This is a genomic window from Streptomyces sp. CA-179760 (assembly GCF_050937045.1).
GTDB lineage: Bacteria > Actinomycetota > Actinomycetes > Streptomycetales > Streptomycetaceae > Streptomyces.
This window is the reverse complement of the sequence record NZ_JBNJLZ010000001.1, coordinates 3202583-3227527: the sequence shown is the minus strand read 5'-3', so window position 1 is coordinate 3227527 and position 24945 is coordinate 3202583. Positions and strand designations below refer to the sequence as shown.

16 protein-coding genes and 1 pseudogene are annotated in these 24945 nt (G+C 70.8%); 13 read left to right on the top strand and 4 right to left on the bottom strand.

All coding sequences use genetic code 11. From position 1 onward, the window contains the following. Positions 1 to 269: 269 nt before the first annotated feature. From leuS to holA, 9 genes and pseudogenes are all read left to right on the top strand, one after another. Positions 270 to 3149: a leucine--tRNA ligase gene (gene leuS, locus ACQEV8_RS14435; RefSeq protein ID WP_432960181.1), complete on the top strand. Its 2880-nt coding sequence runs from the start codon at positions 270 to 272 to the stop codon at positions 3147 to 3149. Positions 3150 to 3287: 138 nt separating this feature from the next. Next, on the top strand, positions 3288 to 4022 hold the full coding sequence (locus ACQEV8_RS14430) for a hypothetical protein (RefSeq protein ID WP_432960179.1): 735 nt from the start codon (positions 3288 to 3290) through the stop codon (positions 4020 to 4022). Positions 4023 to 4094: 72 nt separating this feature from the next. Then, complete coding sequence (locus ACQEV8_RS14425) at positions 4095 to 4940, top strand: DegV family protein (RefSeq protein ID WP_432960177.1); 846 nt, start codon at positions 4095 to 4097, stop codon at positions 4938 to 4940. A gap of 132 nt (positions 4941 to 5072) precedes the next feature. Further along, a complete protein-coding gene (locus ACQEV8_RS14420) occupies positions 5073 to 6236 on the top strand; it encodes a helix-hairpin-helix domain-containing protein (protein ID WP_432960175.1) in 1164 nt (387 codons plus the stop codon). Then, positions 6233 to 8896: a ComEC/Rec2 family competence protein gene (locus ACQEV8_RS14415; protein ID WP_432960173.1), complete on the top strand. Its 2664-nt coding sequence runs from the start codon at positions 6233 to 6235 to the stop codon at positions 8894 to 8896. Before ACQEV8_RS14420 ends, ACQEV8_RS14415 begins: the two co-directional genes overlap by 4 nt. A gap of 4 nt (positions 8897 to 8900) precedes the next feature. Continuing rightward, positions 8901 to 9739, top strand: a pseudogene (locus ACQEV8_RS14410) (arylamine N-acetyltransferase family protein). A gap of 289 nt (positions 9740 to 10028) precedes the next feature. Then, positions 10029 to 10910, top strand: a complete 882-nt coding sequence (locus ACQEV8_RS14405) for a YceI family protein (RefSeq protein WP_432960171.1) — start codon at positions 10029 to 10031, stop codon at positions 10908 to 10910. Positions 10911 to 10963: 53 nt separating this feature from the next. After that, a complete protein-coding gene (locus tag ACQEV8_RS14400; RefSeq protein ID WP_432960169.1) occupies positions 10964 to 11209 on the top strand; it encodes a hypothetical protein in 246 nt (81 codons plus the stop codon). An 89-nt stretch (positions 11210 to 11298) separates the two neighbouring features. Beyond that, on the top strand, positions 11299 to 12288 hold the full coding sequence (holA, locus tag ACQEV8_RS14395) for a DNA polymerase III subunit delta (RefSeq protein WP_432960167.1): 990 nt from the start codon (positions 11299 to 11301) through the stop codon (positions 12286 to 12288). A 26-nt stretch (positions 12289 to 12314) separates the two neighbouring features. Here holA and ACQEV8_RS14390 read toward each other — a convergent pair whose 3' ends face one another. After that, the gene (locus tag ACQEV8_RS14390) at positions 12315 to 12740 is read right to left on the bottom strand and encodes a VOC family protein (RefSeq protein WP_432960165.1); all 426 of its coding nucleotides are present in this window, start codon (positions 12738 to 12740) and stop codon (positions 12315 to 12317) included. Positions 12741 to 12840: 100 nt separating this feature from the next. Between ACQEV8_RS14390 and ACQEV8_RS14385 the strand changes: the two genes are divergently transcribed. Then, positions 12841 to 13236, top strand: coding sequence for a nuclear transport factor 2 family protein (locus ACQEV8_RS14385; protein WP_432960163.1), 396 nt, complete (start codon positions 12841 to 12843; stop codon positions 13234 to 13236). Between the two features lie 189 nt (positions 13237 to 13425). Here the strand turns inward: ACQEV8_RS14385 and rpsT are convergent, their stop codons facing one another. Continuing rightward, positions 13426 to 13692: a 30S ribosomal protein S20 gene (gene rpsT / locus ACQEV8_RS14380; RefSeq protein ID WP_311125643.1), complete on the bottom strand. Its 267-nt coding sequence runs from the start codon at positions 13690 to 13692 to the stop codon at positions 13426 to 13428. Between the two features lie 230 nt (positions 13693 to 13922). Between rpsT and lepA the strand changes: the two genes are divergently transcribed. Together lepA and ACQEV8_RS14370 are read left to right on the top strand one after the other, a co-directional pair. After that, positions 13923 to 15791 (top strand): translation elongation factor 4, encoded by a 1869-nt coding sequence (gene lepA / locus ACQEV8_RS14375; protein WP_432960160.1) that lies wholly within the window; start codon positions 13923 to 13925, stop codon positions 15789 to 15791. 280 nt (positions 15792 to 16071) lie between these two features. Further along, positions 16072 to 17955: an AMP-dependent synthetase/ligase gene (locus tag ACQEV8_RS14370; protein WP_432960157.1), complete on the top strand. Its 1884-nt coding sequence runs from the start codon at positions 16072 to 16074 to the stop codon at positions 17953 to 17955. 72 nt (positions 17956 to 18027) lie between these two features. Here ACQEV8_RS14370 and ACQEV8_RS14365 read toward each other — a convergent pair whose 3' ends face one another. Together ACQEV8_RS14365 and ACQEV8_RS14360 are read right to left on the bottom strand one after the other, a co-directional pair. After that, positions 18028 to 18483, bottom strand: coding sequence for a response regulator (locus ACQEV8_RS14365; protein ID WP_432960155.1), 456 nt, complete (start codon positions 18481 to 18483; stop codon positions 18028 to 18030). Then, a complete protein-coding gene (locus tag ACQEV8_RS14360) occupies positions 18480 to 22601 on the bottom strand; it encodes a HAMP domain-containing protein (RefSeq protein ID WP_432960152.1) in 4122 nt (1373 codons plus the stop codon). Before ACQEV8_RS14360 ends, ACQEV8_RS14365 begins: the two co-directional genes overlap by 4 nt. 102 nt (positions 22602 to 22703) lie before the next feature. On the opposite strand from ACQEV8_RS14360, the gene ACQEV8_RS14355 reads away from it, so the two are divergent. Beyond that, a complete protein-coding gene (locus ACQEV8_RS14355; protein WP_432960150.1) occupies positions 22704 to 24920 on the top strand; it encodes a SpoIIE family protein phosphatase in 2217 nt (738 codons plus the stop codon). Positions 24921 to 24945 lie beyond the last annotated feature (25 nt).

Sequence of the window (24945 nt, the reverse complement as noted above, 5' to 3'; positions counted from 1 at the left end):
CTATTACGCGAAGTAACCTTTGACCCTGGTTCAGCTTTTCGGGTACCGAACGGCCGTCCAGAAGCGCGTCGCGGCGCGCTGGGGGCCTGCGGTACCCTAACGCCATGCGTGCCGTACGCCTTCTGCTTAGCGGGCCGCGCTGATCAGTCCCGGCCACCGGACGAGTCGAGTGGCCGGAATCGGCGCGGCGTCCCCTCCTGTGCGAGGGGATTTTTCGTTTCTCGAACCCACAGCCGCAGGCAGAGACGATCGATGGAGCTTTGAGGATCATGAGCGAGACGAACCCCGCTGCCGCCGCCGAGGTGGCGGCGCCGCACCGCTACACGGCCGCCATGGCAGCCGACATCGAGGCACGCTGGCAGGACTTCTGGGACGCCGACAACACCTACGGCGCGCCCAACCCCAAGGGTGACCTGGCGGGCGAGCCGGAGACCGTCGCCAAGCCCAAGAAGTTCATCATGGACATGTTCCCGTACCCCTCCGGCGCTGGCCTGCATGTCGGCCACCCCCTGGGCTACATCGCCACGGACGTGTTCGCCCGCTTCCAGCGGATGACCGGCCACAACGTCCTGCACACCCTGGGCTTCGACGCCTTCGGCCTGCCCGCCGAGCAGTACGCGGTGCAGACCGGCACGCACCCGCGCGTGTCCACCGAAGCCAACATGGAGAACATGAAGTCCCAGCTGCGCCGGCTGGGCCTGGGTCACGACAAGCGCCGGTCGTTCGCCACGATCGACCCGGACTACTACAAGTGGACCCAGTGGATCTTCCTGCAGATCTTCAACTCCTGGTACGACCACGACGCCCGGCGGGCCCGCCCGATCGCCGAGCTGATCGAGCAGTTCGCCTCCGGTGAGCGGCCCGTTCCGGGACACACGCGCGCGTGGAGCGAGCTGAGCGCCGCCGAGCAGGCCGACGTCCTGGGCGAGTTCCGGCTGGCCTACGCCTCCGACGCGCCGGTCAACTGGTGCCCCGGGCTGGGCACCGTGCTGGCCAACGAGGAGGTCACCTCCGAGGGCCGCTCCGAGCGCGGCAACTTCCCGGTCTTCAAGGCCAAGCTGCGCCAGTGGAACATGCGCATCACCGCCTACGCCGACCGGCTGCTGGACGACCTGGACGCGCTGGACTGGCCCGAGGCCATCAAGCTGCAGCAGCGCAACTGGATCGGCCGCTCCGAGGGCGCCCGCGTCGACTTCCCCATCGACGGCGAGAACATCACCGTCTTCACCACCCGCCCCGACACCCTGTTCGGCGCCACCTACATGGTGCTGGCCCCCGAGCACCCGCTGGTCGAGAAGTTCACCCCGGCCGCCTGGCCGGAGGGCACCCACGAAGTGTGGACCGGCGGCCACGCGACCCCCGGTGAGGCCGTCAGCGCCTACCGCGCGCAGGCCGCCTCGAAGTCCGACGTGGAGCGGCAGGCCGAGGCCAAGGACAAGACCGGCGTCTTCATCGGCGCGTACGCCACCAACCCGGTCAACGGCGAGCAGGTCCCGGTCTTCATCGCCGACTACGTGCTGATGGGCTACGGCACCGGCGCGATCATGGCCGTCCCGGCCGGCGACCAGCGCGACTTCGAGTTCGCGCGCGCCTTCGAGCTGCCGATCCACTGCATCGTCGAGCCGACGGACGGTCGGGGCACGGACACCTCGACGTGGGAGGACGCCTTCTCGTCCTACGATGCGAAGATCATCAACTCCTCTGGTGAAGGTGTCTCCCTGGACGGCCTGGACGTCGCCGAGGCCAAGGCACGCATCACCGAATGGCTGGAGCGGTCCGGCGTCGGCGAGGGCACCGTCAACTTCCGGCTGCGCGACTGGCTGTTCAGCCGCCAGCGCTACTGGGGCGAGCCCTTCCCGATCGCCTACGACGAGGACGGCATCGCCCACGCGCTGCCCGAGTCGATGCTGCCCCTGGAACTGCCCGAGGTCGAGGACTACTCGCCCCGCACGTTCGACGCGGACGACGCGGACACCCAGCCCGAGACGCCGCTGTCCCGCAACGAGGACTGGGTCAACGTCACGCTGGACCTGGGCGACGGCCGCGGCCCGCGCACGTTCCGCCGCGAGACCAACACCATGCCCAACTGGGCCGGTTCCTGCTGGTACGAGCTGCGCTACCTGGACCCGCACAACAGCGAGAAGCTGGTCGACCCCGAGATCGAGCAGTACTGGATGGGGCCGCGCGAGGAGCAGCCGCACGGCGGTGTCGACCTGTACGTCGGCGGCGCCGAGCACGCCGTCCTGCACCTGCTGTACGCGCGCTTCTGGTCCAAGGTGCTGTACGACCTGGGGCACGTCTCCTCGGCCGAGCCGTTCCACAAGCTGTTCAACCAGGGCATGATCCAGGCCTACGTCTACCGCGACAGCCGTGGCATCGCGGTACCGGCCGCCGAGGTGGAGGAGCGCGACGGTGCCTACTTCTACCAGGGCGAGAAGGTCTCCCGGCTGCTGGGCAAGATGGGCAAGTCCCTGAAGAACGCCGTCACTCCGGACGAGATCTGCGCCGAGTACGGCGCCGACACGCTGCGCCTGTACGAGATGGCGATGGGCCCGCTGGACGTCTCCCGGCCGTGGGACACGCGCGCGGTGGTGGGCCAGTTCCGGCTGCTGCAGCGGCTGTGGCGCAACGTCGTCGACGAGACGACCGGCGAGGTGACGGTCGTCGACGCGGAGCCGGACGAGGAGACGCTGCGCGCCCTGCACAAGGCGATCGACGGGGTGCGCGGTGACCTGGAGGGCATGCGGTTCAACACCGCCATCGCCAAGGTCACCGAGCTGAACAACCACCTGACCAAGGCGGGCGGCGCCGTCTCGCGTCCGGTCGCCGAGGCGCTGGTGCTGATGATCGCCCCGCTGGCCCCGCACGTCGCCGAGGAGCTGTGGCGCCGGCTGGGGCACTCGGACTCGGTGGTGCACCACGACTTCCCGGTGGCCGACCCGGAGTACGTGGTCGACGAGACCGTGACCTGCGTCGTGCAGATCAAGGGCAAGGTCAAGGCCCGGCTGGAGGTCTCGCCGGCCATCTCCGACGACGAGCTGGAGAAGGCCGCGCTGGCGGACGAGAAGGTCGTCGCCGCGCTGGGCGGGGCCGGGATCCGGAAGGTGATCGTGCGGGCACCGAAGCTGGTGAACATCGTCCCGGCGTAGGCGTGGGGCCTGACAGGTCTGCATCGGGGTGCTCCCCTACGGGCAGGTTCGGGGTTCTTCCGGAACTCCGGGCCTGCCTGTTGCGTTTACCGTTGAAGAGCGACGTGAGGTGTGCCGCGATGCCCTGAGGAGGAGCCGGTGGACGCAGTGATCGCAGTATTCGCCCTGCTTTTCGTGCTCTTTGTCGGGCTCGGCGTCTACGCGACCGTGAAGGTGGTCGGTGCCGCCAAGCGCGGTGTGGACCGCGGCCTCACCCAGGCCCGCCGCACCGTGGAGGACCACACGCTGCGGGCCAAGTCCTTCGCCCAGCCCGGCGCCGCCGGTGAAATCGCCCAGCTCCGGCTGAGACTGCGCACCTCGATGCGTGCCACCCAGGACGCGCTGCACGCGGCCGTCGCCGAGGACGAGTCCCTGAAGGAGTCCATCGGCCTCTTCCAACGGCTCAGCGCGCACGGCCATGAGCTGGACGACGAGCTCAAGCGCCTGGAGGCCGAGCCGGACCGTGGTGCGCTGACCCAGCGGCTGCCCGGGCTGCGCGAGCGCACCGAGCGCGTCACACAGTCGGCGGACGCGCTGCGCTGGGCGGCCCGCGACCGGGCCCGACGCTTCGCAGAGGACGACCTGGACACGCTCAGCGCCCAGATCGACGTGGAGGCCGGGGCGCTGCGGCACTGGACGACGCCGGAGTCCGAGCCGGCCTCGCAGCCGTGGCCCGAAGCGCCCGCCGCCGATGCCACCACAGCCGGGCAGACCTGGCCGGAAGCACCGCAGCCGAGCCCTGAGCAGGAGCCGGCACGGCCCGCCATCACCCCGCCGGGACCGCGCCCCACCTACTCCTGGCAGAAGAAGGCCCGCCCCGAGAGCACCACTTGATCCGGCCACTCGCGCCACGGGGCACCGGGGCCGGGCTGCCACACGGGCACTACGGCAGGTAACCTCCAGCTCATGTCCCGCCATGTCGCGATCGTCACCGATTCAACGGCCTACCTGCCGGCCCGGACGATGGAGCGCCACGGCATCACAGCGGTACCCCTGACGGTGGTCCTCGGTGACCGGGCGCTCGAAGAGGGCACCGAGATCTCGACCCGTGCCCTCGCCCAGGCTTTGCAGAAGCGGCGCCCCGTGACCACCTCGCGGCCCAGCCCCGCCGTCTTCGAGGAGACGTACCGCAAGGTCGCCGAGTCCGGCGCCACCGGCATCGTCTCCCTCCACCTCTCCGCCGAACTCTCCGGCACCTACGACGCGGCCGTCGTGGCCGCCCGGCAGGCGCCGGTGCCCGTGCGGGTGGTGGACACCGGCATGATCGCGATGGCGCTCGGCTTCTGCGCTCTCTCGGCGGCGGAGGCCGCGGAGTCGGGCGGCACGGTGGACGAGGCGGTCACGGCCGCGGAGAAGCGGGCCGCGGGCACGTCCGCCTACTTCTACGTCGACACCCTCGACTACCTGCGCCGAGGCGGCCGTATCGGTGCCGCGCAGGCCCTGCTGGGGTCGGCCCTCGCGGTGAAGCCGCTGCTGCAACTGTCCGACGGCCGCATCGAACCGCTGGAGAAGGTGCGAACCGCGTCCAGGGCGATCGCCCGCCTGGAGGAGATCGCGGCCGAGCGGGCGGGCAGCGGGCAGGTCGATGCCGCCGTCCATCACCTCGCCGCCCCGGACCGGGCGTCGGCCCTCGCCGACCGGTTGCGGACGCGGTTGACCGGGCTGGCCGATCTGCATGTCAGCGAGGTCGGGGCGGTGATCGGGGCGCATACGGGACCCGGGCTGCTGGGAGTTGTGGTTTCGCCGCGGTGAACGTTGCTGTGGGGCTCTGATCGTCGGCTCCGATCACCCGTGTGAGTGGCGGAGTTGTCCACAGCCGGGGGGTTGTCCCCGGGAATCGACCATGATCATCGCGGGTGGGCCGAGGTGGCCGATCCTCGTCGCATGGCACTTCGATCACGTTCACGTTCAGCGACTGTGACCAGCGGTCCGGGCCGTGGGCCCACGTCCGACGGCCGCGTCCGCCACAGTCGACGCCCTCCCGTTGTGCGCGGCCGGGCCCGGCACCGGCACGCTTCGGCACAGGAGCTGCGCCGGCGGGCGGGGGTGCTGTTCGGAGAGCCTGGCGAACGGGCTGGGCCTGGGGAGCGGGTCGGGCCTGCTGAACGGGGCGGGGAGTGGCGGGAGTCGGGGCAGCGGCCGTCGCCTCGGCGGCGACCCTCCTGGGCTGTTGTGGAGACTCCTGACGGGGACCGCGCTCGGCAAGGGCGGGATCGGAACGAAGCCGTTGTGGAGCCCGGCCTGGAACCCGAGGCCGTCCCCGCCGAGTCGGACAGCGGGACCGGTCGCGTCGCGGAAGGGGCCTGGCGGGAGCGGGCCGGGCTCGCGCTGCGGGAGCGCATGCCGCTGTGGTTGCAGGCCAGGTGTGGACTGGAGCGGCGGAGTGTGCTCGCTCTGAGCGTGGTGCTCGTCGTGGCCGCGGCGTTCGCCGTGCAGCACTTCTGGACCGGGCGGACTCAGTCCGTACGGCCGCCCGAGGTGGTCCGGGCGGCGGCGCCGTACGAGCAGGGGCAGGGTGGGCGGTCCGACGAGGAGCGAGGACCGGGCGGACCCGGGGGTGCGGCGAAGGCGACAGGTGCCGCAGGGCCGCCCGAGATCGTCGTGGACGTCGGCGGCAAGGTCCGTGAACCCGGAATCCACCGGCTGCCGAGCGGTTCGCGCGTCGCGGACGCCCTGCGCGCGGCGGGCGGCGTGAAGCCCGGGACGAACACCGACGGTCTCAACCGGGCCCGCTTCCTCGTGGACGGCGAACAGGTGGTCGTCGGGGAGCCGGTTCCCGGCACGGGAACCGGCGCGGGCGGTCCGGCCGCCGGAGGCCCCCCGGCCGGTGCGGCGGCGGGTGGCGCGATGCCGGCGGCCCCGGTTTCCCTCAACACGGCCACCGCCGACCAGCTCGACACCCTGCCGGGTGTGGGCCCGGTGCTGGCCCAGCACATCATCGACTACCGCACGCGGCACGGCGGTTTCCGTTCCGTGGACGAACTGCGTGAGGTGAACGGCATCGGCGACCGCCGCTTCGCCGACCTGCGCAATCTCGTACGGCCATGAGGACGGCCCCTGACCCGCCGGCGCTGCGGGACGAGGCCGCTCCCGGGGCCGCGCCCGAAGCGGCCCGGTCGTCCGTGCACGCCTCGTCCGGGAAGCGGCTCGGCGCTGCCCGTCCTCGGCAGGAAGGCCCCACCGACCTACGGCTCGTGCCACCCGCCCTCGCGGCCTGGGGCACGGCGGCGCTGGTGCTGGGCGCGTCGCCGGGGTGGGCCGCGGGCATCGTGGCCGGCTGTCTGCTCGTCGTCGGGCTGCTGTCGCTGGCCCGGAGAACCGGATCGGCGTCATGGCCCCGCGCGTCGGCCGCCGCCGTGCTGCTCTGCGTCGCCGCTGCCGCCGCCTCGGCCGGGCTGCACGGGGCGGATCTGCGCCGGGGGCCCGTGCCCGGCCTGGCGCGGGAGTACGCGACGGTGACCGCCGAGGTCGAGCTCACCTCCGACCCGCGGCTGACCCGGCCCAAGGTCCGGGGCGATCACGTGGCTCCGACCGCCGTGCTGATCGATGCCGAGGTGCGGCGGGTCCAGGTTCACGAGGCGGGCGGCAGGTCAGCGGTGACGCGGACGCCGGTGCTGATGATCGTCGATGTGAGGTCGGCCCACCGGGGCGCCGGGGGTGCCGGGGGTCCATGGGGTGCCGGGGGTGCCCAGCAGCGGCCGGTGGCCGGTGAGCGGGTGCGGTCGCCGTGGCTCGGGCTGCTGCCGTCGACGCGGCTGCGGGTCAGCGCGCGGCTGGCGCCCGCGATGACGGGCGGCGACCGAGTCGCGGCAGTGCTGCGGGTGCGGGACCAGGGCGTGCCGGAGGTGGTGGGAGAGCCCTCGGGCGCTCAGCGGCTCGCCGGGCGGTTGCGTGCCGGGCTGCGGGAGGCGACCAGCGGTCTGCCGGCGGATGCCCGGGCCCTGTTGCCGGGGCTCGTGGTCGGGGACACCTCGCGGATCACCCCGGAGCTGGAGGAGGCCTTCAAGGAGACGGACCTCACACATACTTTGGCTGTTTCTGGAGCGAATTTCACGATTCTGCTCGCTCTCCTGCTCGGGCCGCCGGGCCTGGCGCAGCACGTCGAACGGCGGGGGATCGCGCCTCGCCTCGGTATCTCCCTGCGGGGCACGGCGGTGCTCGGGGGTGCGCTCTCCCTCGGTTTCGTCGTGGTGTGCAGACCGGACCCGAGCGTGGTGCGGGCCGCGGCCTGTGGGGCGGTCGCGCTACTCGCCCTGGCGACCGGCCGGCGGAGGTCACTGATCCCGGCGCTGGCGACGGCGGTCCTGCTGCTGGTGCTGTACGACCCGTGGCTGGCGCGGAGTTACGGGTTCCTGCTGTCCGTCGTGGCCACCGGGGCGCTGCTCACGCTCGCCCCGCGGTGGAGTGCCGGGCTGCGGCGGCGCGGGGTGCCGCCCAGGCTCGCCGAGGCGCTGGCCGCAGCTGCCGCCGCGCAGGCGCTGTGCGCTCCCGTGGTCACCGTGCTCTCGGCGCGGGTGAGCCTGGTCGCGGTGCCGTGCAACCTGCTCGCGGAATTCGCGATCGCGCCCGCCACCGTGCTGGGCTTCGCGGCACTGGCCACGGCGCCGGTGGGGATGCCCTTGGCCAAGGCCCTGGCGTGGTGCGCGCATTGGCCCGCCGAATGGATCGCGGAGATCGCCCGGACGGGGGCGGCGCTGCCGGGGGCGGGCGTGGACTGGCCGGGCAGCTGGGCGGGCGCGGCGCTGCTCGCGGCCGTGACCCTGCTGGTGCTCCTCGTGGGGCGGCGGCTGCTCGGGCATCCGTGGTGGTGCGGGGTCTGCGGGCTGCTGCTGGCGCTGGCGGTGGTGCAGCCGCCGCCGCTGACCCGGGTGATCACGGGCTGGCCGCCGCCGGGCTGGCGGCTGGTGATGTGTGACGTGGGGCAGGGGGACGCCATGGTGCTCGCGGCGGGTGACGGTGCCGGAGTGGTGGTGGACGCGGGGCCCGATCCGCAGCTCGTCGACCACTGCCTGCGCGCCCTCGGCATCACCAGGATCCCGCTGGTCGTGCTCACCCACTTTCACGCCGATCATGTGGCGGGGCTGCCCGGTGTGCTGCGCGGGCGGACGGTGGGCGCGATCGAGACGACCGGCTTCGAGGAACCCGCGGACCAGGCCGCGTTCGTACGGAGACAGGCGGCTGCCCGGCGGGTGCCCGTGACGAGCGCCGCCGCCGGGGAGCAGCGCCGCGCGGGCGGGCTGTCCTGGCAGGTGGTGTGGCCGCCACCGAGCCCGCCACCGCCGTCGGCGGCCTCTCCACCGGTTTCGCGTCCGCAGACGCTCCCGGACCATCCGGTGCCTGAGGGGCCGAACGACACCAGTGTGGCCATGCTGGTCCGGACGGCGGGGCTGCGGCTGCTGCTCCTCGGGGACCTCGAACCCCCGGCCCAGCGGGCGCTGGCCAGGTCGCCGGCGGCCGAGGCGCTGCGGGGCGTGGACGTGCTGAAGGTCGCCCACCACGGCTCGGCCTACCAGGACCCCGGACTCATAGGCCGGGCGGCACCGCGGCTGGCCCTGATCAGCTGCGGTGCCGGCAACACTTATGGGCATCCGGCGCCCGGCACGGTGGCGGCGCTGCGCGCCGGGGGTGCGACGGTGCTGCGGACGGACCGGGACGGCGCACTGGCGGTCGTTGGAGAGGGCGGAGAGCTCAGGGTGGCGCGAGACTGAGGACATGAACTCAGCACAGGTCGATGCCTATCTCCGCCGCCTCGGGGTCGAGCCCCCGGCGTGGCCCACGGTCGACGCGCTGCGCGAGCTTCATCTGCGGCATCTGCAGACCGTGCCGTTCGAGAACCTCTCCATCCATCTCGGCGAGGAGATCGTGCTGGAGGAGAAGCGGCTACTGGACAAGGTGGTGGGCGCCAGGCGGGGCGGGTTCTGTTACGAACTCAACGGATCCTTCGGGGCGTTGCTCGCCGCGTTGGGGTACGAGGTGGCGCTGCTCGCGGGGCGTGTCTACGGGGACGAGGAGCGGCTGGGGATCCCGTACGACCATCTCGCGCTGCGGGTGCGGACGGTGGACGGGGGCGACTGGCTGGCAGACGTCGGGTTCGGGGCGCACAGCCACCTTCCGCTGGCGTTCCGGGAGCGGGGAGAACAGGAGGACCCGGGGGAACGTTCCGGATCGTGGAGGCGGGGCCGGACGCGGCCGGGGTGCGTGGTGGACACGACACGGTGGAGGCGGCGGACCTGCGTGTGATCCGTGACGGCAGACCGCAGTACCGCTTGGAGGTGCGGCCGCGGGCGCTCGGCGACTTCGTGGCCGGGGCGTGGTGGCACAGCACGTCGTCGGTGTCGCACTTCACGCGGTCGCTGGTCTGTTCGCGGGTCACGGAGGACGGAGGGCGGATCACGCTCAGCGGACGCAAGTTCACGGTGACGGCGGCCGACGGGACGCGGGAGGTGCGGGAGCTGGGGACCGACGAGGAGGTGCTCCGGGTGTACCGCGAGCGGTTCGGGATCGAGCTCGGTGCGGTGCCGGAGGTCCGGGGCACTGGACGGGAAGGCTGATCCCGGACCTGCCGGGGGGCTGATCCCGGACCTGCCGGGAAGGCTGATCCCGGACCCGCCGGGAGGGCTGTTCCGGACCCGCCGGGAAGGCTCATTCGGTCCAGAAGGCGCACGCCGTCCACACATGGTCCACATGGTTCCAGTCGGCGCCACTCGGGAGTAGTCCCATCACATGTGCTGGATTCCCGTGATGTGGTCGCGTGTTGCCTCGAAAGCCTCATCGGTGGTCGAATGCGTCCTCGGTGAACAGTGATCAAACCGCTGACTTCGAGTCGCACGAGGTGTCCAGATGATCGGCCGCTGGCTGGGAAGCCGAACCAACCGGGTGCACCGGACGAGTCCTCTGGCGGCGGTGCCCACACCGCCGAGTGCGGGGGTGCTGAGCTGCCGGGTGCTCGATCCGGTCAACGAGCCGGTCAGACACGCGGAGTTCGCGGTCACCGACGCCATGGGGCGCGCGGTGGTCAGCGGGGGCGCGGATCCGTTCGGGTCGTTCGTGGCGACGGTGCCCGCGGGGGAGTACCGGCTCGCGGTGTCGGCGGAGGGGTACACGCCGTACCGGGCGACCACGCAGGTCGCCGAGAACACACTCGCGTCGCTCGGGGACGTGACCCTGCAGATGGCCCGGCCGCCGGAGCTGCCCGAGCCCGGCGACTGGGAGATCGAGTCGGCGCACTCCTCGCTCGGCTTCACCGCGCGGCACATCGGACTGGCCCGGATCCACGGGCAGTTCAAGTCCTTCGCGGGTGTCATACGGGTCACCGAGCCGCTGGAGCGGTCGGCGATGCATGTGGTGATCGACGCGGCGTCCATCGACACCAACGTGAAGATGCGTGACGACCATCTGCGGTCGGCGGACTTCCTGGACGTCGCGAAGTTCCCGACGCTCGAGTTCTACAGCGACCGGTTCGTGCACAAGGGCGCGAACCGGTGGGCCGTGACGGGGGCGCTGTCGCTGCACGGCGTCACGCGGACGGTGACGCTGGACACGGAGTACCTGGGGCTGGGCAACGGCATGGAGGGCGAGCTGCGGGCGGCCTGCCGGGCCACGACCGAGCTGCACCGGGACGACTTCACCGTGAGCTGGCAGACGATGCTGGCACGGGGCATCGCGGTGGTCGGGCCGAGCATCAGGATCGATCTCGATGTGCAGGTCGTCCGCAAGGGCTGAGCCGGGCGGATCCGGCCGACCGGGCCGCTGCACGGTGTCGGACAATGTCCGGCGTGAGTGATGTGCGACATGTGCTGGTGCTGCCCGACCGTGATGCCGCGGAAGAGGTGGTCGAGGCGCTCGGGGAGAGGTTCGGGGTCGTCGAGGAGCCGCAGCTGGTGCGGGACGCGCTGGCCGGTGAGGACGATGCCGAGGACGCGCAGTGGCTGGTCGTCCTGAGGGACGAGGACGGGCGGCTGGACGCCGCGGAGCTGGACCGGTTCGCCGGGGAGTGGGACGGCTGGCGGGAAGAGCCGTAGTCCGTCCCGGGCGGCTGTCCGTGCACCCGGCCGTCCGCTCACATCTCCGCCCGGACCCGTTGTCAGTGCCGCGTGGGATGCTTGTCGCGATGGCCAGGAAGACTGCGAATGACGACCCTCTCGCCCCGGTGACGCTCGCCGTGGGCCAGGAGGAGCTGCTGCTCGACCGTTCCGTGCAGGAGGTGGTGGCCGCGGCGAAGGCCGCCGACGCCGACACGGACGTACGGGACCTGACCCCGGACCAGTTGCAGCCCGGCACGCTCGCCGAGCTGACGAGTCCGTCGCTCTTCGCGGAGCGCAAGGTCGTGGTCGTGCGCAACGCGCAGGACCTCTCGGCCGACACGGTCAAGGACGTCAAGGCCTATCTCGGGGCGCCCGCCGAGGAGATCACCCTCGTGCTGCTGCACGCCGGAGGGGCCAAGGGCAAGGGGCTGCTCGACGCGGCGCGCAAGGCCGGGGCACGTGAGGTGGCCTGTCCGAAGATGACGAAGCCGGCGGACCGGCTGGCGTTCGTGCGGGGAGAGTTCCGGGGGACGGGGAGGTCCGCCACACCGGAGGCGTGCCAGGCGCTCGTCGACGCGATCGGGAGCGATCTGCGGGAGCTGGCGTCGGCGGTCTCGCAGCTGGTCGCGGATGTCGAGGGGACGATCGACGAGGCGGTCGTCGGGCGGTACTACACCGGCCGGGCCGAGGCGTCGAGCTTCACGGTCGCCGACCGGGCGGTCGAGGGGCGGGCGGCGGAGGCGCTGGAGGCGCTGCGCTGGTCGCTGGCGACCGGGGTGGCGCCGGTGCTGATCACCAGTGCGCTGGCGCAGGGCGTCCGGGCGATCGGGAAGCTGTCCTCGGCGCGCGGAGGCCGGCCGGCCGATCTCGCGCGCGAGCTGGGGATGCCGCCGTGGAAGATCGACCGGGTGCGGCAGCAGATGCGCGGCTGGACCCCGGACGGCGTGTCCGTGGCGCTGCGGGCGGTGGCCGAGGCGGACGCGGGAGTGAAGGGCGGCGGGGACGACCCGGGGTACGCCCTGGAGAAGGCGGTGGTCACCATCGCCCGGGCCGCCCGGTCCAGGGGACGAGGGTAGGGGCCGCCGGCTCGGCCGCCGCTCCCTCAGCGGACGGGCTCGCCGATGCCCAGCAGGTTCCCCTCGCTGTCGCGGAACCAGCCGCCGCGCTCACCCCGGGCGCCCTTGCTCGGGTAGTTTCCCTCGACCTCGGCGATCCCGTCCCGTGTGCGCAGGCCGGGCACGTCGACCTCCTCGAACACCACACCGCGCCGCTTCAGCTCCGCCACGACGGCGTCGATGTCGTCGACCTCCAGTGCCATCTGGGTGAAGGTGCCGGGCGAGGCGCCCGTCGAGCGGAACAGCACGAACTCCCCGCCGCCGCACCGGTAGAGCAGCCCGCCGGGCCGTTCGTCGGCGGGCTCCATGCCGAGTTTCTCGGCGTAGAAGCGCCGCGCCCGGTCCAGGTCCTGAGCGGGAAGCCGGGTCGCCACGCGGGCCCGGGCCAGCACGTTCGTGTCGTCTGAGTCCATGGCTCCACTGTGCCGTGATCGAGTCGCTCTCCTCCTGCTGGAGAGGAGAATCGGGTGTATCAGCCGTACGTCGCCAAGTGACGGAGAGGTGGCGAGGACCATGGCTGAACACCCGCACGCAGCGCTCGTCCGCAAGGGATTCGAAGCCTTCTCGCGCGGTGACATGGACACCCTGCGCGGATTGATCGCGTCGGATGCCACCCACCACGTGCCCGGAGATCACCCTTTGTCGGGCGACTTCAAGGGAGTGAACGCGATCATCGAGATGTACGAGCGGCTCGGCATGGAGACCAAGGGGACGATGAACGCCGAGCTGATCGGCATCTGCGTCGACGGCCGCGGCCATGCGGTCGGGATGACCCGCTTCACGGCCGAGCGCAACGGCAAGCGCCTCGACGACACCGGCTGCATCATCTTCCGGATCGTCGGCGACAAGGTCACGGACCTCGACGAATGCGTCGAGGACATCGACAAGAACAACGCGTTCTGGTCCTGACAGGCCAAGGCCTTGAACAGGCCGAAGGCCGGGTGCCCTCCCATGGGGAACAGGAGAGGCACCCGGCCTTCGAATCAAGCTGCTGGATCCGCGCCCGCGTGGCGAACGCAGGCCGCGCGCGGATCCGAGGGGTGCCGGAAGGGAGCGGATGAGAGGGCCCGCTCGATTCCCTCCGGCGTCACATCAGTGTCAGCCCTTGAGCGCGGCGACCTTCTGAGCCAGCGCCGACTTCTTGTTGGCAGCCTGGTTCTTGTGGATGACGCCCTTCGAGACGGCCTTGTCGAGCTGACGCGCGGCGACGCGCTGGTACTCGTTGGCCTTCTCGACGTCACCCGCGGCAGCAGCCTCACGGGCCTTGCGGATCGCGGTCTTGAGGGAGGACTTGACGGCCTTGTTGCGCAGCCGCGCCTTCTCGTTGGTCTTGATCCGCTTGATCTGGGACTTGATGTTCGCCACGAATGAGCCTTTTCAGGTTCTGGCACGGGACCGCGCGGGACCCGTACCGATGATTTCTTGAGGTAGCGCCTCCTGCTGAGAGGGCATGAGGCACAGCCCCCCACGGTACCAGCGGGCCCATCCACGGCCCAAACCCGTCCATGGTCCCCTTCCGTGGGACCATGGAGGCTACGTATCGATCCGACCCGAGACCGCAGACACTGCGGACGCCTCAAGAATCAGGACCCTGCGTGCCCGCGATCCCTAGCCATGTGCCCGAACCGAGCCGTACCGACCCGGCTCTGATCCGCAACTTCTGCATCATCGCGCACATCGACCACGGCAAGTCCACGCTCGCCGACCGGATGCTCCAGCTGACCGGAGTGGTCGACCAGCGGCAGATGCGCGCCCAGTACCTCGACCGCATGGACATCGAGCGCGAGCGCGGTATCACGATCAAGTCCCAGGCGGTGCGTCTGCCGTGGGCTCCCACCGAGGAGCCAGGCAGCACGCACATCCTCAACATGATCGACACCCCGGGGCACGTCGACTTCACCTACGAGGTCTCGCGGTCGCTCGCGGCCTGCGAGGGCACCGTCCTCCTGGTCGACGCCGCCCAGGGCATCGAGGCCCAGACCCTCGCCAACCTCTACCTGGCGATGGAGAACGACCTCAAGATCATCCCTGTACTGAACAAGATCGACCTCCCGGCCGCCCAGCCGGAGAAGTTCTCCGAGGAGCTCGCCAACCTCGTCGGCTGCGACCCGGACGACGTCCTCAAGGTCTCCGCGAAGACCGGCTTGGGCGTCGACGCGCTGCTCGACAAGGTCGTCGCCGAGGTGCCGGCCCCGGTCGGCGTCGCGGACGCGCCGGCCCGCGCGATGATCTTCGACTCGGTCTACGACTCCTACCGCGGCGTCGTCACGTACGTTCGAGTCGTCGACGGCCAGCTCAACAAGCGTGAGCGCATCCGGATGATGTCCACCAACGCCACGCACGAGCTGCTCGAGATCGGGACGAACTCGCCCGAGATGCTGTCCGCCGACGGCCTCGGTGTCGGCGAGGTGGGCTACATCATCACCGGTGTGAAGGACGTCCGCCAGTCCAAGGTCGGTGACACGATCACCAGCCTGCACAAGGGCGCCACCGAGGCCCTCGGCGGGTACAAGGAACCCAAGCCGATGGTGTTCTCCGGCCTCTACCCCCTCGACGGATCCGACTACCCGGAGCTGCGCGAGGCCCTCGACAAGCTCCAGCTCAACGACGCCGCGCTGGTCTACGAGCCGGAGACCTCCGCGGCCCTCGGCTTCGGATTCCGCGTCGGCTTCCTGGGCCTTCTCCACCTCGACGTCATCCGCGAGCGGCTCGAGCGCGAGTTCGGGCTCGACCTCATCGCCACCGCTCCGAACGTGGTCTACCGCGTGGTCATGGAGGATGGCACCGAACACACGGTGACAAACCCGAGCGAGTTCCCCGAGGGCAAGATCAACGACGTGTACGAGCCGGTCGTGCGCGCCACGCTTCTCGCCCCGAGCGAGTTCATCGGCGCGATCATGGAGCTGTGCCAGACCCGGCGCGGCACGCTGCTCGGTATGGACTACCTCTCCGAGGACCGCGTGGAGATCCGCTACACGCTTCCCCTCGCGGAGATCGTCTTCGACTTCTTCGACCAGCTGAAGTCCAAGACCAAGGGCTACGCCTCGCTCGACTACGAGCCCACCGGCGAGCAGGCCTCCAGCCTCGTCAAGGTCGACATCCTGCTGCACGGCGACAAGGTGGACGCCTTCTCGGCGGTCACGCACAAGGACGCGGCGTACGCGTACGGCGTGCGGCTCGTCGCCAAGCTGCGCGAGCTGATCCCGCGCCAGGCCTTCGAGATCCCCGTCCAGGCGGCCATCGGCTCCCGGGTCATCTCCCGCGAGACCATCCGCGCCATCCGCAAGGACGTCCTCGCCAAGTGCTACGGCGGCGACATCTCCCGTAAGCGGAAGCTGCTGGAGAAGCAGAAGGAGGGCAAGAAGCGGATGAAGATGGTGGGTTCCGTAGAGGTTCCGCAGGAGGCCTTCATCGCCGTCCTGTCCAGCGATGACAGCGCGGGGTCGGGCAAGGGCAAGAAGTAGTCACGGCTTACCGTGGGTTACACCGCAAACCGGGTAGAACAGGGGCTCGCCGTGCGAGAGCACGGCGGGCCCCTGTGCGTACGTGGGGTAGCTGTCTGTACGAAGAGACAGGCCGCGGGCCCTTACGCGGGGGCCGGTCGGCCTTTACTCTGATCCCTGCTCGATAGTTACTCGCGAGTTAAACAAGGCATGTGAACAAGCAACGCATGTGAACAGCAGCGCGCGAGTACCAACCAGCCGCACCTGAGCCAGCCGCCTGACGCGGGCCCCGGAGGATGTCGTGAGCGACACACAGACCCTGATCGAGAACCGTCCGCCGTCGGTGGCGGGCCTGTTCCTGGAGCGCGTGGCGGCCACGCCGGACGCCGAGGCCTATCGGTATCCGGTCCCATCGTCCTCCGGCCAGGGACCGGACGAGTGGAAGTCGCTGAGCTGGGCGCAGGCCGCCGAGCGCGTCTACGCCATCGCGGCGGGACTCATCGAACTGGGCGTGCGGGCCGAGCAGCGCGTCGCGCTCGCCGCGGGCACCCGGATCGAGTGGATCCTCGCCGACCTCGGCATCATGTGCGCCGGTGCCGCGACCACCACGGTCTATCCGCAGACCAACGCCGAGGAGTCCGCCTACATCCTGTCGGACTCCGAGAGCCGGGTGCTGATCGCGGAGAACGTGGAGCAGCTGGCCAAGGCGAAGGGGAAGCGCGCCGAGTTGCCCGAGCTGACCCATGTCGTGGTCGTCGACCCGGCGGGTCTGGCGAACGAGGAGAGCGCCGACTGGATCCTCACCCTCGACGAGCTGGAGAAGCGTGGCGCGGCCCGTCTGGAGAAGGACCCCGACCTGATCAAGGAGCGGGTCGGCGCGATCACGAAGGACCAGCTGGCCACCCTCATCTACACGTCCGGCACCACCGGCCGTCCCAAGGGTGTGCGCCTCCCGCACGACAACTGGTCGTACATGGCGAAGGCGATCGCCGCGACCGGCCTGGTCAGCAGCGAGGACGTGCAGTACCTGTGGCTGCCCCTCGCGCACGTCTTCGGCAAGGTGCTCACCTCCGGCCAGATCGAGGTCGGCCACGTCACCGCCGTGGACGGCCGCGTCGACAAGATCATCGAGAACCTGCCGGTCGTGCAGCCGACGTACATGGCGGCCGTCCCGCGCATCTTCGAGAAGGTCTACAACGGCGTCGCCGCCAAGGCCCGTGCGGGCGGCGGGGCCAAGTACAAGATCTTCCAGTGGGCTGCCGAGGTCGCCCGCGAGTACGCCAAGGTCTCCCAGGACAACTTCCGGCGTACCGGCACGCTGTCCGTGCCCTTCGGCCTCGGCGCCAAGCACAAGGTCGCCGACACGCTGGTGTTCGCCAAGATCCGTGAGGCCTTCGGCGGCAACCTGCGCGCCTGCGTCTCCGGGTCGGCCGCCCTCGCCCCGGAGATCGGGTACTTCTTCTCCGGCGCCGGCATCCACATCCTCGAGGGCTACGGCCTGACCGAGTCCTCGGCGGCGTCCTTCGTGAACCCGGGCGAGGCCTATCGCACCGGTACGGTCGGCAAGCCGCTGCCCGGCACGGAGGTGCGGATCGCCGACGACGGGGAGATCCTGCTGCGCGGGCCCGGGATCATGGAGGGCTACCACGGGCTGCCCGAGAAGACCGCCGAGGTGCTGGAGTCGGACGGCTGGTTCCACACCGGGGACATCGGGGAGCTGTCGGCTGACGGGTACCTGCGGATCACCGACCGCAAGAAGGACCTCATCAAGACCTCGGGCGGCAAGTACATCGCGCCGGCGGAGGTCGAGGGGCAGTTCAAGGCGGTGTGCCCCTACGTGTCCAACATCCTGGTGCACGGGGCCGACCGGAACTTCTGCACGGCGCTGATCGCGCTCGACGAGTTGGCCATCGTGGAGTGGGCGAAGGAGAACGGGCTCGGGGGGAAGTCGTACGCCGAGATCGTGGCCGCGCCGGCGACGGTGGAGATGGTCGACGGGTATGTGAAGCAGCTCAACGAGGGGCTTCAGAAGTGGCAGACCATCAAGAAGTTCCGGTTGCTGCCGCGGGATCTCGATGTGGAGCACGGGGAGATCACGCCGAGTCTGAAGCTGAAGCGGCCGGTTGTGGAGCGGGAGTACAAGCATCTGATCGAGGAGATGTACGAGGGCTCTCGCGAGGCGTAGAGGCGGAGGGGTGACGGGGGCTGTGTGGCGACCTCGGGTCCGTTCGGGTTGTTCGCGCAGTTCCCCGCGCCCCTAGGTATTTGAACCCACTCGGCGTTTGAGGTCCTGGATCTCCTTTCGCAGGCGTTCCACCTCTCTGCCCTTGCGGTAGAGGTCCAGGAAGACGCTGACCTTTGCCCTGAGGACCCAGGGGTCGAAGGGCTTGGTCAGGTAGTCGGCGGCGCCGGTCGCGTAGCCGCGGAAGGCGTAGCCCGAGTCGTCGTCCGCTCCTGTCAGGAAGATGATCGGGACGTCGCGGGTCTGGTCGAGGCGTTTGATGTGGGCGGCCGTCTCGAAGCCGTCCATGCCGGGCATGCGGATGTCGAGCAGGACCAGGGCGATCGGCTGCCGCAGCAGGGCCTTCATCGCCTCCTCGCCCGAACGGGCGCGTACCAGCGGTTCGTTGAGGGAGGCGAGGACGGCCTCCAGGGCGGTCAGGTTGTCCTCCATGTCGTCGACCAGGAGGATTCCGGCGCGGTCGGTGCTCATGGCCGGGCCTCCTCCGCCGGGTCCTCCGCGTTCTCTGCGTTCTCCGGGGACAGTAGTTCGCACACGACCGTCAGCAGCCGGTCGATGTCCACCGGCTTGGGCACGTAGTCGTTGGCGCCGCGGGCGATGGACTTCTCCCGGTCGCCTGGCATCGCCTTGGCGGTCAGCGCCACGATCGGCAGGCCCGTCCAGCGGGGTGCGCGGCGGATGGCGGAGATGGTCTCGTAGCCGTCCATCTCCGGCATCATGATGTCCATCAGGACCAGTTCGACGTCCGCGCTGCGCTCCAGGGTCTCGATGCCCTCGCGGCCGTTCTCCGCGTACAGCACGGTCATGCCGACCCGGCCCAGGACATGGGTGAGGGCGAACACGTTGCGGATGTCGTCGTCGACGATCAGCACCCGCCGCCCGGCCAGGATCCGGCCCGGCCTGCCGGACGTCCACGCCTCCAGCTTCGTCGGCGCGGGCCATGCGTCGTCCGTGTCGTGAGCGGCCGGGTACGGTCCCACCGTCGGCTGGAGCGGCAGGGGCAGGTCGGCGCGCTCCTCCGGGACCGGAACCGGGACCGGCGCCGTGTGGCCGGGGCTGACGACCGGGACGTACAGGGTGAACCTGGAGCCCTTGCCGGGCTCGCTCTCGGCGATGATCCGGCCGCCGAGCAGGCCCGCGATCTCCCGGCTGATCGACAGGCCGAGGCCGGTGCCGCCGTACTTGCGGTTGGTGGTGCCGTCGGCCTGCTGGAACGCCTCGAAGATCACCGGGAGTTTCTCCGGCGCTATGCCGATGCCCGTGTCGGACACGGCGAACGCGATGACGTCGTCGGTGTCCCGGAGATGGCGGTGCTCGGTGTCCTGCACCCGGTCGACCCGCAGCTCGACCTTGCCCGACGCGGTGAACTTGATCGCGTTGGACAGGAGATTGCGCAGGATCTGCTGGAGGCGCTGCTCGTCCGAGAACATCTCGCGCGGTACGTCCTCGCCGACCGCGACCTCGAAGGCGAGCCCCCGGTCGATGGTGAGGGGGCGGAACGTGGCGTGGACGTAGTCGAGGAGCTTGATCAGGGGGAGGCGCTTGGGGCGTACGTCCATCCGGCCCGCCTCGATCTTCGACAGGTCGAGGATGTCGTTGATCAGCTGGAGCAGGTCCGAGCCCGAGCGGTGGATCGTCGTCGCGAACTGCACCTCCTGGTCGGAGAGACGGCCGTCCGGATTGTCGGAGAGCAGCCGGGCCAGGATCAGCAGGGAGTTCAGCGGTGTGCGCAGCTCGTGCGACATGTTCGCCAGGAACTCCGACTTGTACTGCGAGGACGTGGCCAGCAGGGCGGCCTTCTCCTCCAGTTCGGCGTTGGAGCGCTGCAGCTCGCCCTGCTGCTTCTGGAGTTCGTCCGAGCGCTCCTGGAGCTGCATGGCGAGGCGCTGGGACTCGCCGAGCAGGGACTCGGTGCGGGAGTTGGCGATGATCGTGTTGATGGCGACGCCGATGGTGTTGACGAACTGGTCGAAGAAGGCCAGGTGCACATCGGAGAAGCGGGAGAACGAGGCGAGCTCGATGACACCGAGGAGCTTGTCCTCGAAGAGGATCGGGATGATGACGATCGTGGTGGGGGCCGCCTCGCCCAGGCCGCTGTTGATCTTGATGTAGTCGGGCGGGGCGCCCTCCACCAGGATCCGCTTCTTCTCCCGGGCCGCCTGTGCGACCAGGCCGTGCACGGGCAGGCCGCCGGTCTCCACGGTCGCGTCCTGGGCGGCGCCGTAGCCGGCGATGAAGGCCAGGCCCTTGATCGGCACGGTGGTGCGCAGGGCCGCGCCGTCCTCGTCCGGGTCGGCCAGGTAGAACGCGCCGTACTGGGCGTTCACCAGCGGGGTCAGCTCGCGGAGTATCAGGTCGGCGACCTCCATCAGGTCGCGGTGGCCCTGCATCAGGGCGGCCAGGCGGGCCAGATTGGACTCCAGCCAGTCCTTCGCGCGGGTCGTCTCGCGCAGGTTGGCCACCATCAGGTTGATGTTGTCCTTCAGCTCGGCGACCTCGCCGCGCGTCTCGACCGTGATCGAGCGGGACATGTCGCCCTGGGCCACCGCGGAGGCGACCTCGGCGATGGCGCGGACCTGGGTGGTGAGGTTGAGCGCGAGCTCGTTGACGTTCGTCGTCAGGCGCTTCCAGGTGCCGTAGACGCCCTCGACCCGGGCCTGGCCGCCGAGCTGGCCCTCGGAGCCGACCTCGCGGGCCACGCGGGTGACCTCGGAGGCGAAGGAGGACAGGGTGTCGACCATCGTGTTGATCGTGGTCTTCAGCTCCAGGATCTCGCCACGCGCGTCCACGTCGATCTTCCGGGACAGGTCGCCCTGCGCCACGGCCGTAGCCACCTGGGCGATGTTCCGCACCTGGGAGGTGAGGTTGTCGGCCATGTAGTTGACGTTGTCCGTCAGGTCCCGCCAGACGCCGGAGACGCCCAGCACCTGGGCCCGGCCGCCGAGCCGGCCGTCGGTGCCGACCTCGCGGGCCACGCGGGTCACCTCGTCGGCGAAGGCGCGCAGCTGCTCCACCATCGTGTTGACGGTGTCCTTCAGCTCCAGGATCTCGCCGCGGGCGTCGACCGTGATCTTCTTCGACAGGTCGCCGTTGGCGACGGCGGTGGTGACCTGGGCGATGTTGCGGACCTGGGAGGTCAGGTTCAGCGCCATGAAGTTGACGTTGTCGGTGAGGTCCTTCCAGACGCCGGAGACGCCCCGGACCTGTGCCTGGCCGCCGAGGTTGCCTTCCGTGCCGACCTCGCGGGCGACCCTGGTCACTTCGTCGGCGAAGGCGGAGAGCTGGTCGACCATCGTGTTGATCGTGGACTTGAGCTCCAGGATCTCGCCCTTGGCCTCCACCGTGATCTTCTTGCCGAGGTCGCCCTGGGCGACGGCGGTGGAGACGAGGGCGATGTTCCGCACCTGGGAGGTGAGGTTGTCCGCCATGAAGTTGACGTTGTCGGTGAGGTCCTTCCAGACGCCGGAGACGCCCCGGACCTGAGCCCGGCCGCCGAGGTTGCCCTCGGTGCCGACCTCGCGGGCGACGCGGGTGACCTCGTCGGCGAACGCGGAGAGCTGGTCCACCATCGTGTTGATGGTCGACTTGAGCTCCAGGATCTCGCCCTGCGCGGCGACCGTGATCTTCTGGGACAGGTCGCCGTTGGCCACGGCCGTCGTCACCTGGGCGATGTTGCGGACCTGGGAGGTCAGGTTCGACGCCATGAAGTTGACGTTGTCGGTGAGGTCCTTCCAGACGCCGGAGACGCCCCGCACCTGCGCCCGGCCGCCCAACTGGCCTTCGGTGCCGACCTCGCGGGCGACCCTGGTCACTTCGTCGGCGAAGGCGGAGAGCTGGTCGACCATGGTGTTCACGGTCAGCTTCAGCTCCAGCAGCTCGCCGGTCGCCTCCACCGTGACCGTGCGGGTCAGGTCGCCCCGCGCCACCGCCGTCGTCACCGCCGCGATGTCCCGCACCTGGGCCGTCAGCCGGGACGCCATGGTGTTGACCGCCTCGGTGACGTCCCGCCAACTGCCCGACAGGCCCCGCACATTGGCCCGGCCGCCCAGCCGGCCCTCGGTGCCGACCTCGCGCGCGACCCGCGTCACCTCGCCCGTGAACAGGGACAGCTGATCCACCATGGTGTTCACGGCCCGGCCGAGACGGCGCAGGTCGCCGCGTAACTGCCGGGTCCCGTCGTGCAGATCGACCCGCTGGGTCAGATCGCCGCCGGCCACCGCGTCCAGCACCCGCGTGGCGTTCGCCGCCGGGGCGACCAGGGCGTCGAGCAACTGGTTCACGTCGTTGACGCGGGAGGTCCACAGGCCCTGGCCCGGGCTGGCCGAGAGGCGCTCGTCGAGCCGGCCGTGCCGCACCAGCTCCCGTCTGACGCGCTGCGTCTCGGTGGTGAAGTGGATGCTGCGGTCCATGATCTGGTTGAAGACCGCGGTGAGTTCGGCCACCATCCCGTGGCCGGATTCCGGCACCTTGGTGAAATCGCCGTCACGTGCGGCGGTCATAGCGGCGAGCAGTGGACGCAGATCGGATGTACGAATCTGACCGCCTTCGTACCCATCTTCGACCACAGGAGTAGCTGTGTTCTCACTCATGGCGGCCCACTTCGGTAACTCGGCGCTTATGGGCGTGGTCAGTCTGTCACTCTGTCGGCATCGACTGTGGCGTATTCGTACGAACTGCCCGGGGAGCTGTCCATGGGGGCCATTCCGACGCAACGGGAGACCGCCTTCCGTGCCTCGCAGGCGCCTGCACACGGCTCGGAGACGCCTGTGTCCGTTGAGGACGAGCCCGTTTCCGAGGAGTCGGCACCGACTGCCGAGACGCTCACGCCCGACGCGTGCGCGTCGGCCTGCGCGGCGCCCGCACCCATATACGAGGCGCCCGCACGGGAGTGCGCGCGGGCGCACGCAACCCTGTCCGGCAGCTCGCTCGCGCCGGGCACCGCACGCGCCCTCGTGCGCTCGGCGCTCGCCGACTGGACCCGGCTCGGCCTGCCCGGCACCGAGCACCTCACCGACCGCCTCGCCGACGACGCCACACTCGTGGTCAGCGAACTCGTCACCAACGCCGTCGTGCACGCCGGCACGGACGTCGAGCTGGAGTGCCGGCTGGAAGTCGGCGACGGAGGCGACGGCGTGCACGACGGCGGTGACAAGGAGACGGCCGCGCTCGTCGTAGAGGTCTGCGACCACCACCCCTCACGCGCCCCGCGCGGCGGCGAGCCGGAGACACCGCACGACATCCCCGAGTACGGGCGCGGCCTGCGGCTCGTCGGCGCGCTCTCCGAGGCCTGGGGCATCACGTACCGCACGGGCCGGAAGACCGTATGGGCTCGGCTGCCCGCCGGGGGGTGCGCGGCGGGCGAGCAGATCGAGGCGTACGCCGAGGAGCAGGCGCTGGCGCGCGGTCTGCGGGTGGCGGAGATCCTGGCGCCGGAGCCGCGTGAGGGGCGGGAGACCGAGGAGCCGGGGGAGGCCGGGCGGCGGTGGCGTGACCGGCACGACCCGCAGGACTCCCGCGGCTTACGGGACTGGCGTGACTGGAACGACGTACGGGACTGGCGGGACCGTCACGAGGGCGGTGGCGACGGACGCGACGGTGCCTGGCTGGGTCGCGGCGCCCTCTCCTTCCTCGCCGAGGCCTCCGACCTGCTCGCCGGGCAGCTCGACGAGGACCTGGTCGCCGCCCTCGCCGGGCAGCTGATCGTGCCGCGGCTGGCCGACTGGTGCGCGGTGTGGCTGGAGGACGAGGCCACCGGAGGCGGCTGGAGCGGTGGGGCAGGAGGAGGCGGGGCGCGACTGGCCCGGGTCTGGCACGGCAGTGAGAACCGCATCGAGGAGCTGCGCCGGGCCCTGGAGAAGGACCCGCCGCATCCGTCCGACCCGCCCGGGTCCGGGCCCGTCGACTACCCCTGGCCGGGCGAGGCGCTCGGTGAGGCGCCGGGCGAGCCGGGGTCGGCACTCGCGTACCGGCTGGTCGCCGGGGGACGCCCGCTGGGCACCCTGGTCATCGGCCGGTCCGGGGCCGCCGGCTTCCCCGACGAGATCACCGGCCTCGTGGAGGACCTCAGCCGCCGCGTCGCCCTCGCCATCGGCGCCGCCCGCCAGTACGCCCGCCAGGCCACCATCAGCGCCGTGCTCCAGCGCGGACTGCTGCCCGGCGCCGTCGCCGAGATCCCCGGCGTGCGCAGCGCGCTCGTCTACGAGCCGTACGACAAGGGCGGGCCCAGCGGCGACTTCTACGACCTGTTCCCGGCCGGAGACGGCCGCTGGTGCTTCGCCGTCGGCGACGTCCAGGGCAAGGGCCCCGAGGCGGCCGTCGTGATCGGCCTGGCCCGGCCCTGGCTGCGGCTGCTGGCCCGCGAGGGCTACCGGGTCGCCGACGTCCTCGACCGCCTCAACCAGCTGCTGCTCGACGACGCCACGGAGGCCGCCGACGCGGCGGCCCGGGCGCTGGTGGCCGCGGGCGCCCGGCCGACCCCGCCCGGCGACGGCCCCCAGACGCGCTTCCTGTCCCTGCTCTACGGCGAACTGGTCCCCTTCGACGGCGGTGTCCGTTGCACCGTCGCCTCCGCCGGGCACCCGCTCCCGCTGCTGCTCGGCGCGGGCGGCGAGGTCCACGCGACAGCGCGGCCGCAGACCCTCCTGGGCGTCGTCGAGGACGCCACGTACACCAGCGACACCTTCGAGCTGCGGCCCGGCGACACGCTGCTGTGCGTCACCGACGGCGTGACCGAGCGCCGCTCGGGCTCCCGCCAGTTCGACGACGAGGACGGGCTCGCGTCGGCGCTGGCCGGGTGCGCGGGGCTGGACGCCGAGCTGATAGCCGAGCGGATCAAGCGGCTGGTGCACGAGTTCGGGGCGAGGCCGCCGGCCGACGATCTCGCGCTGCTCGTGCTCCAGGCGGACTGAGTGCCCCCGGTGCTGGACAATGGAG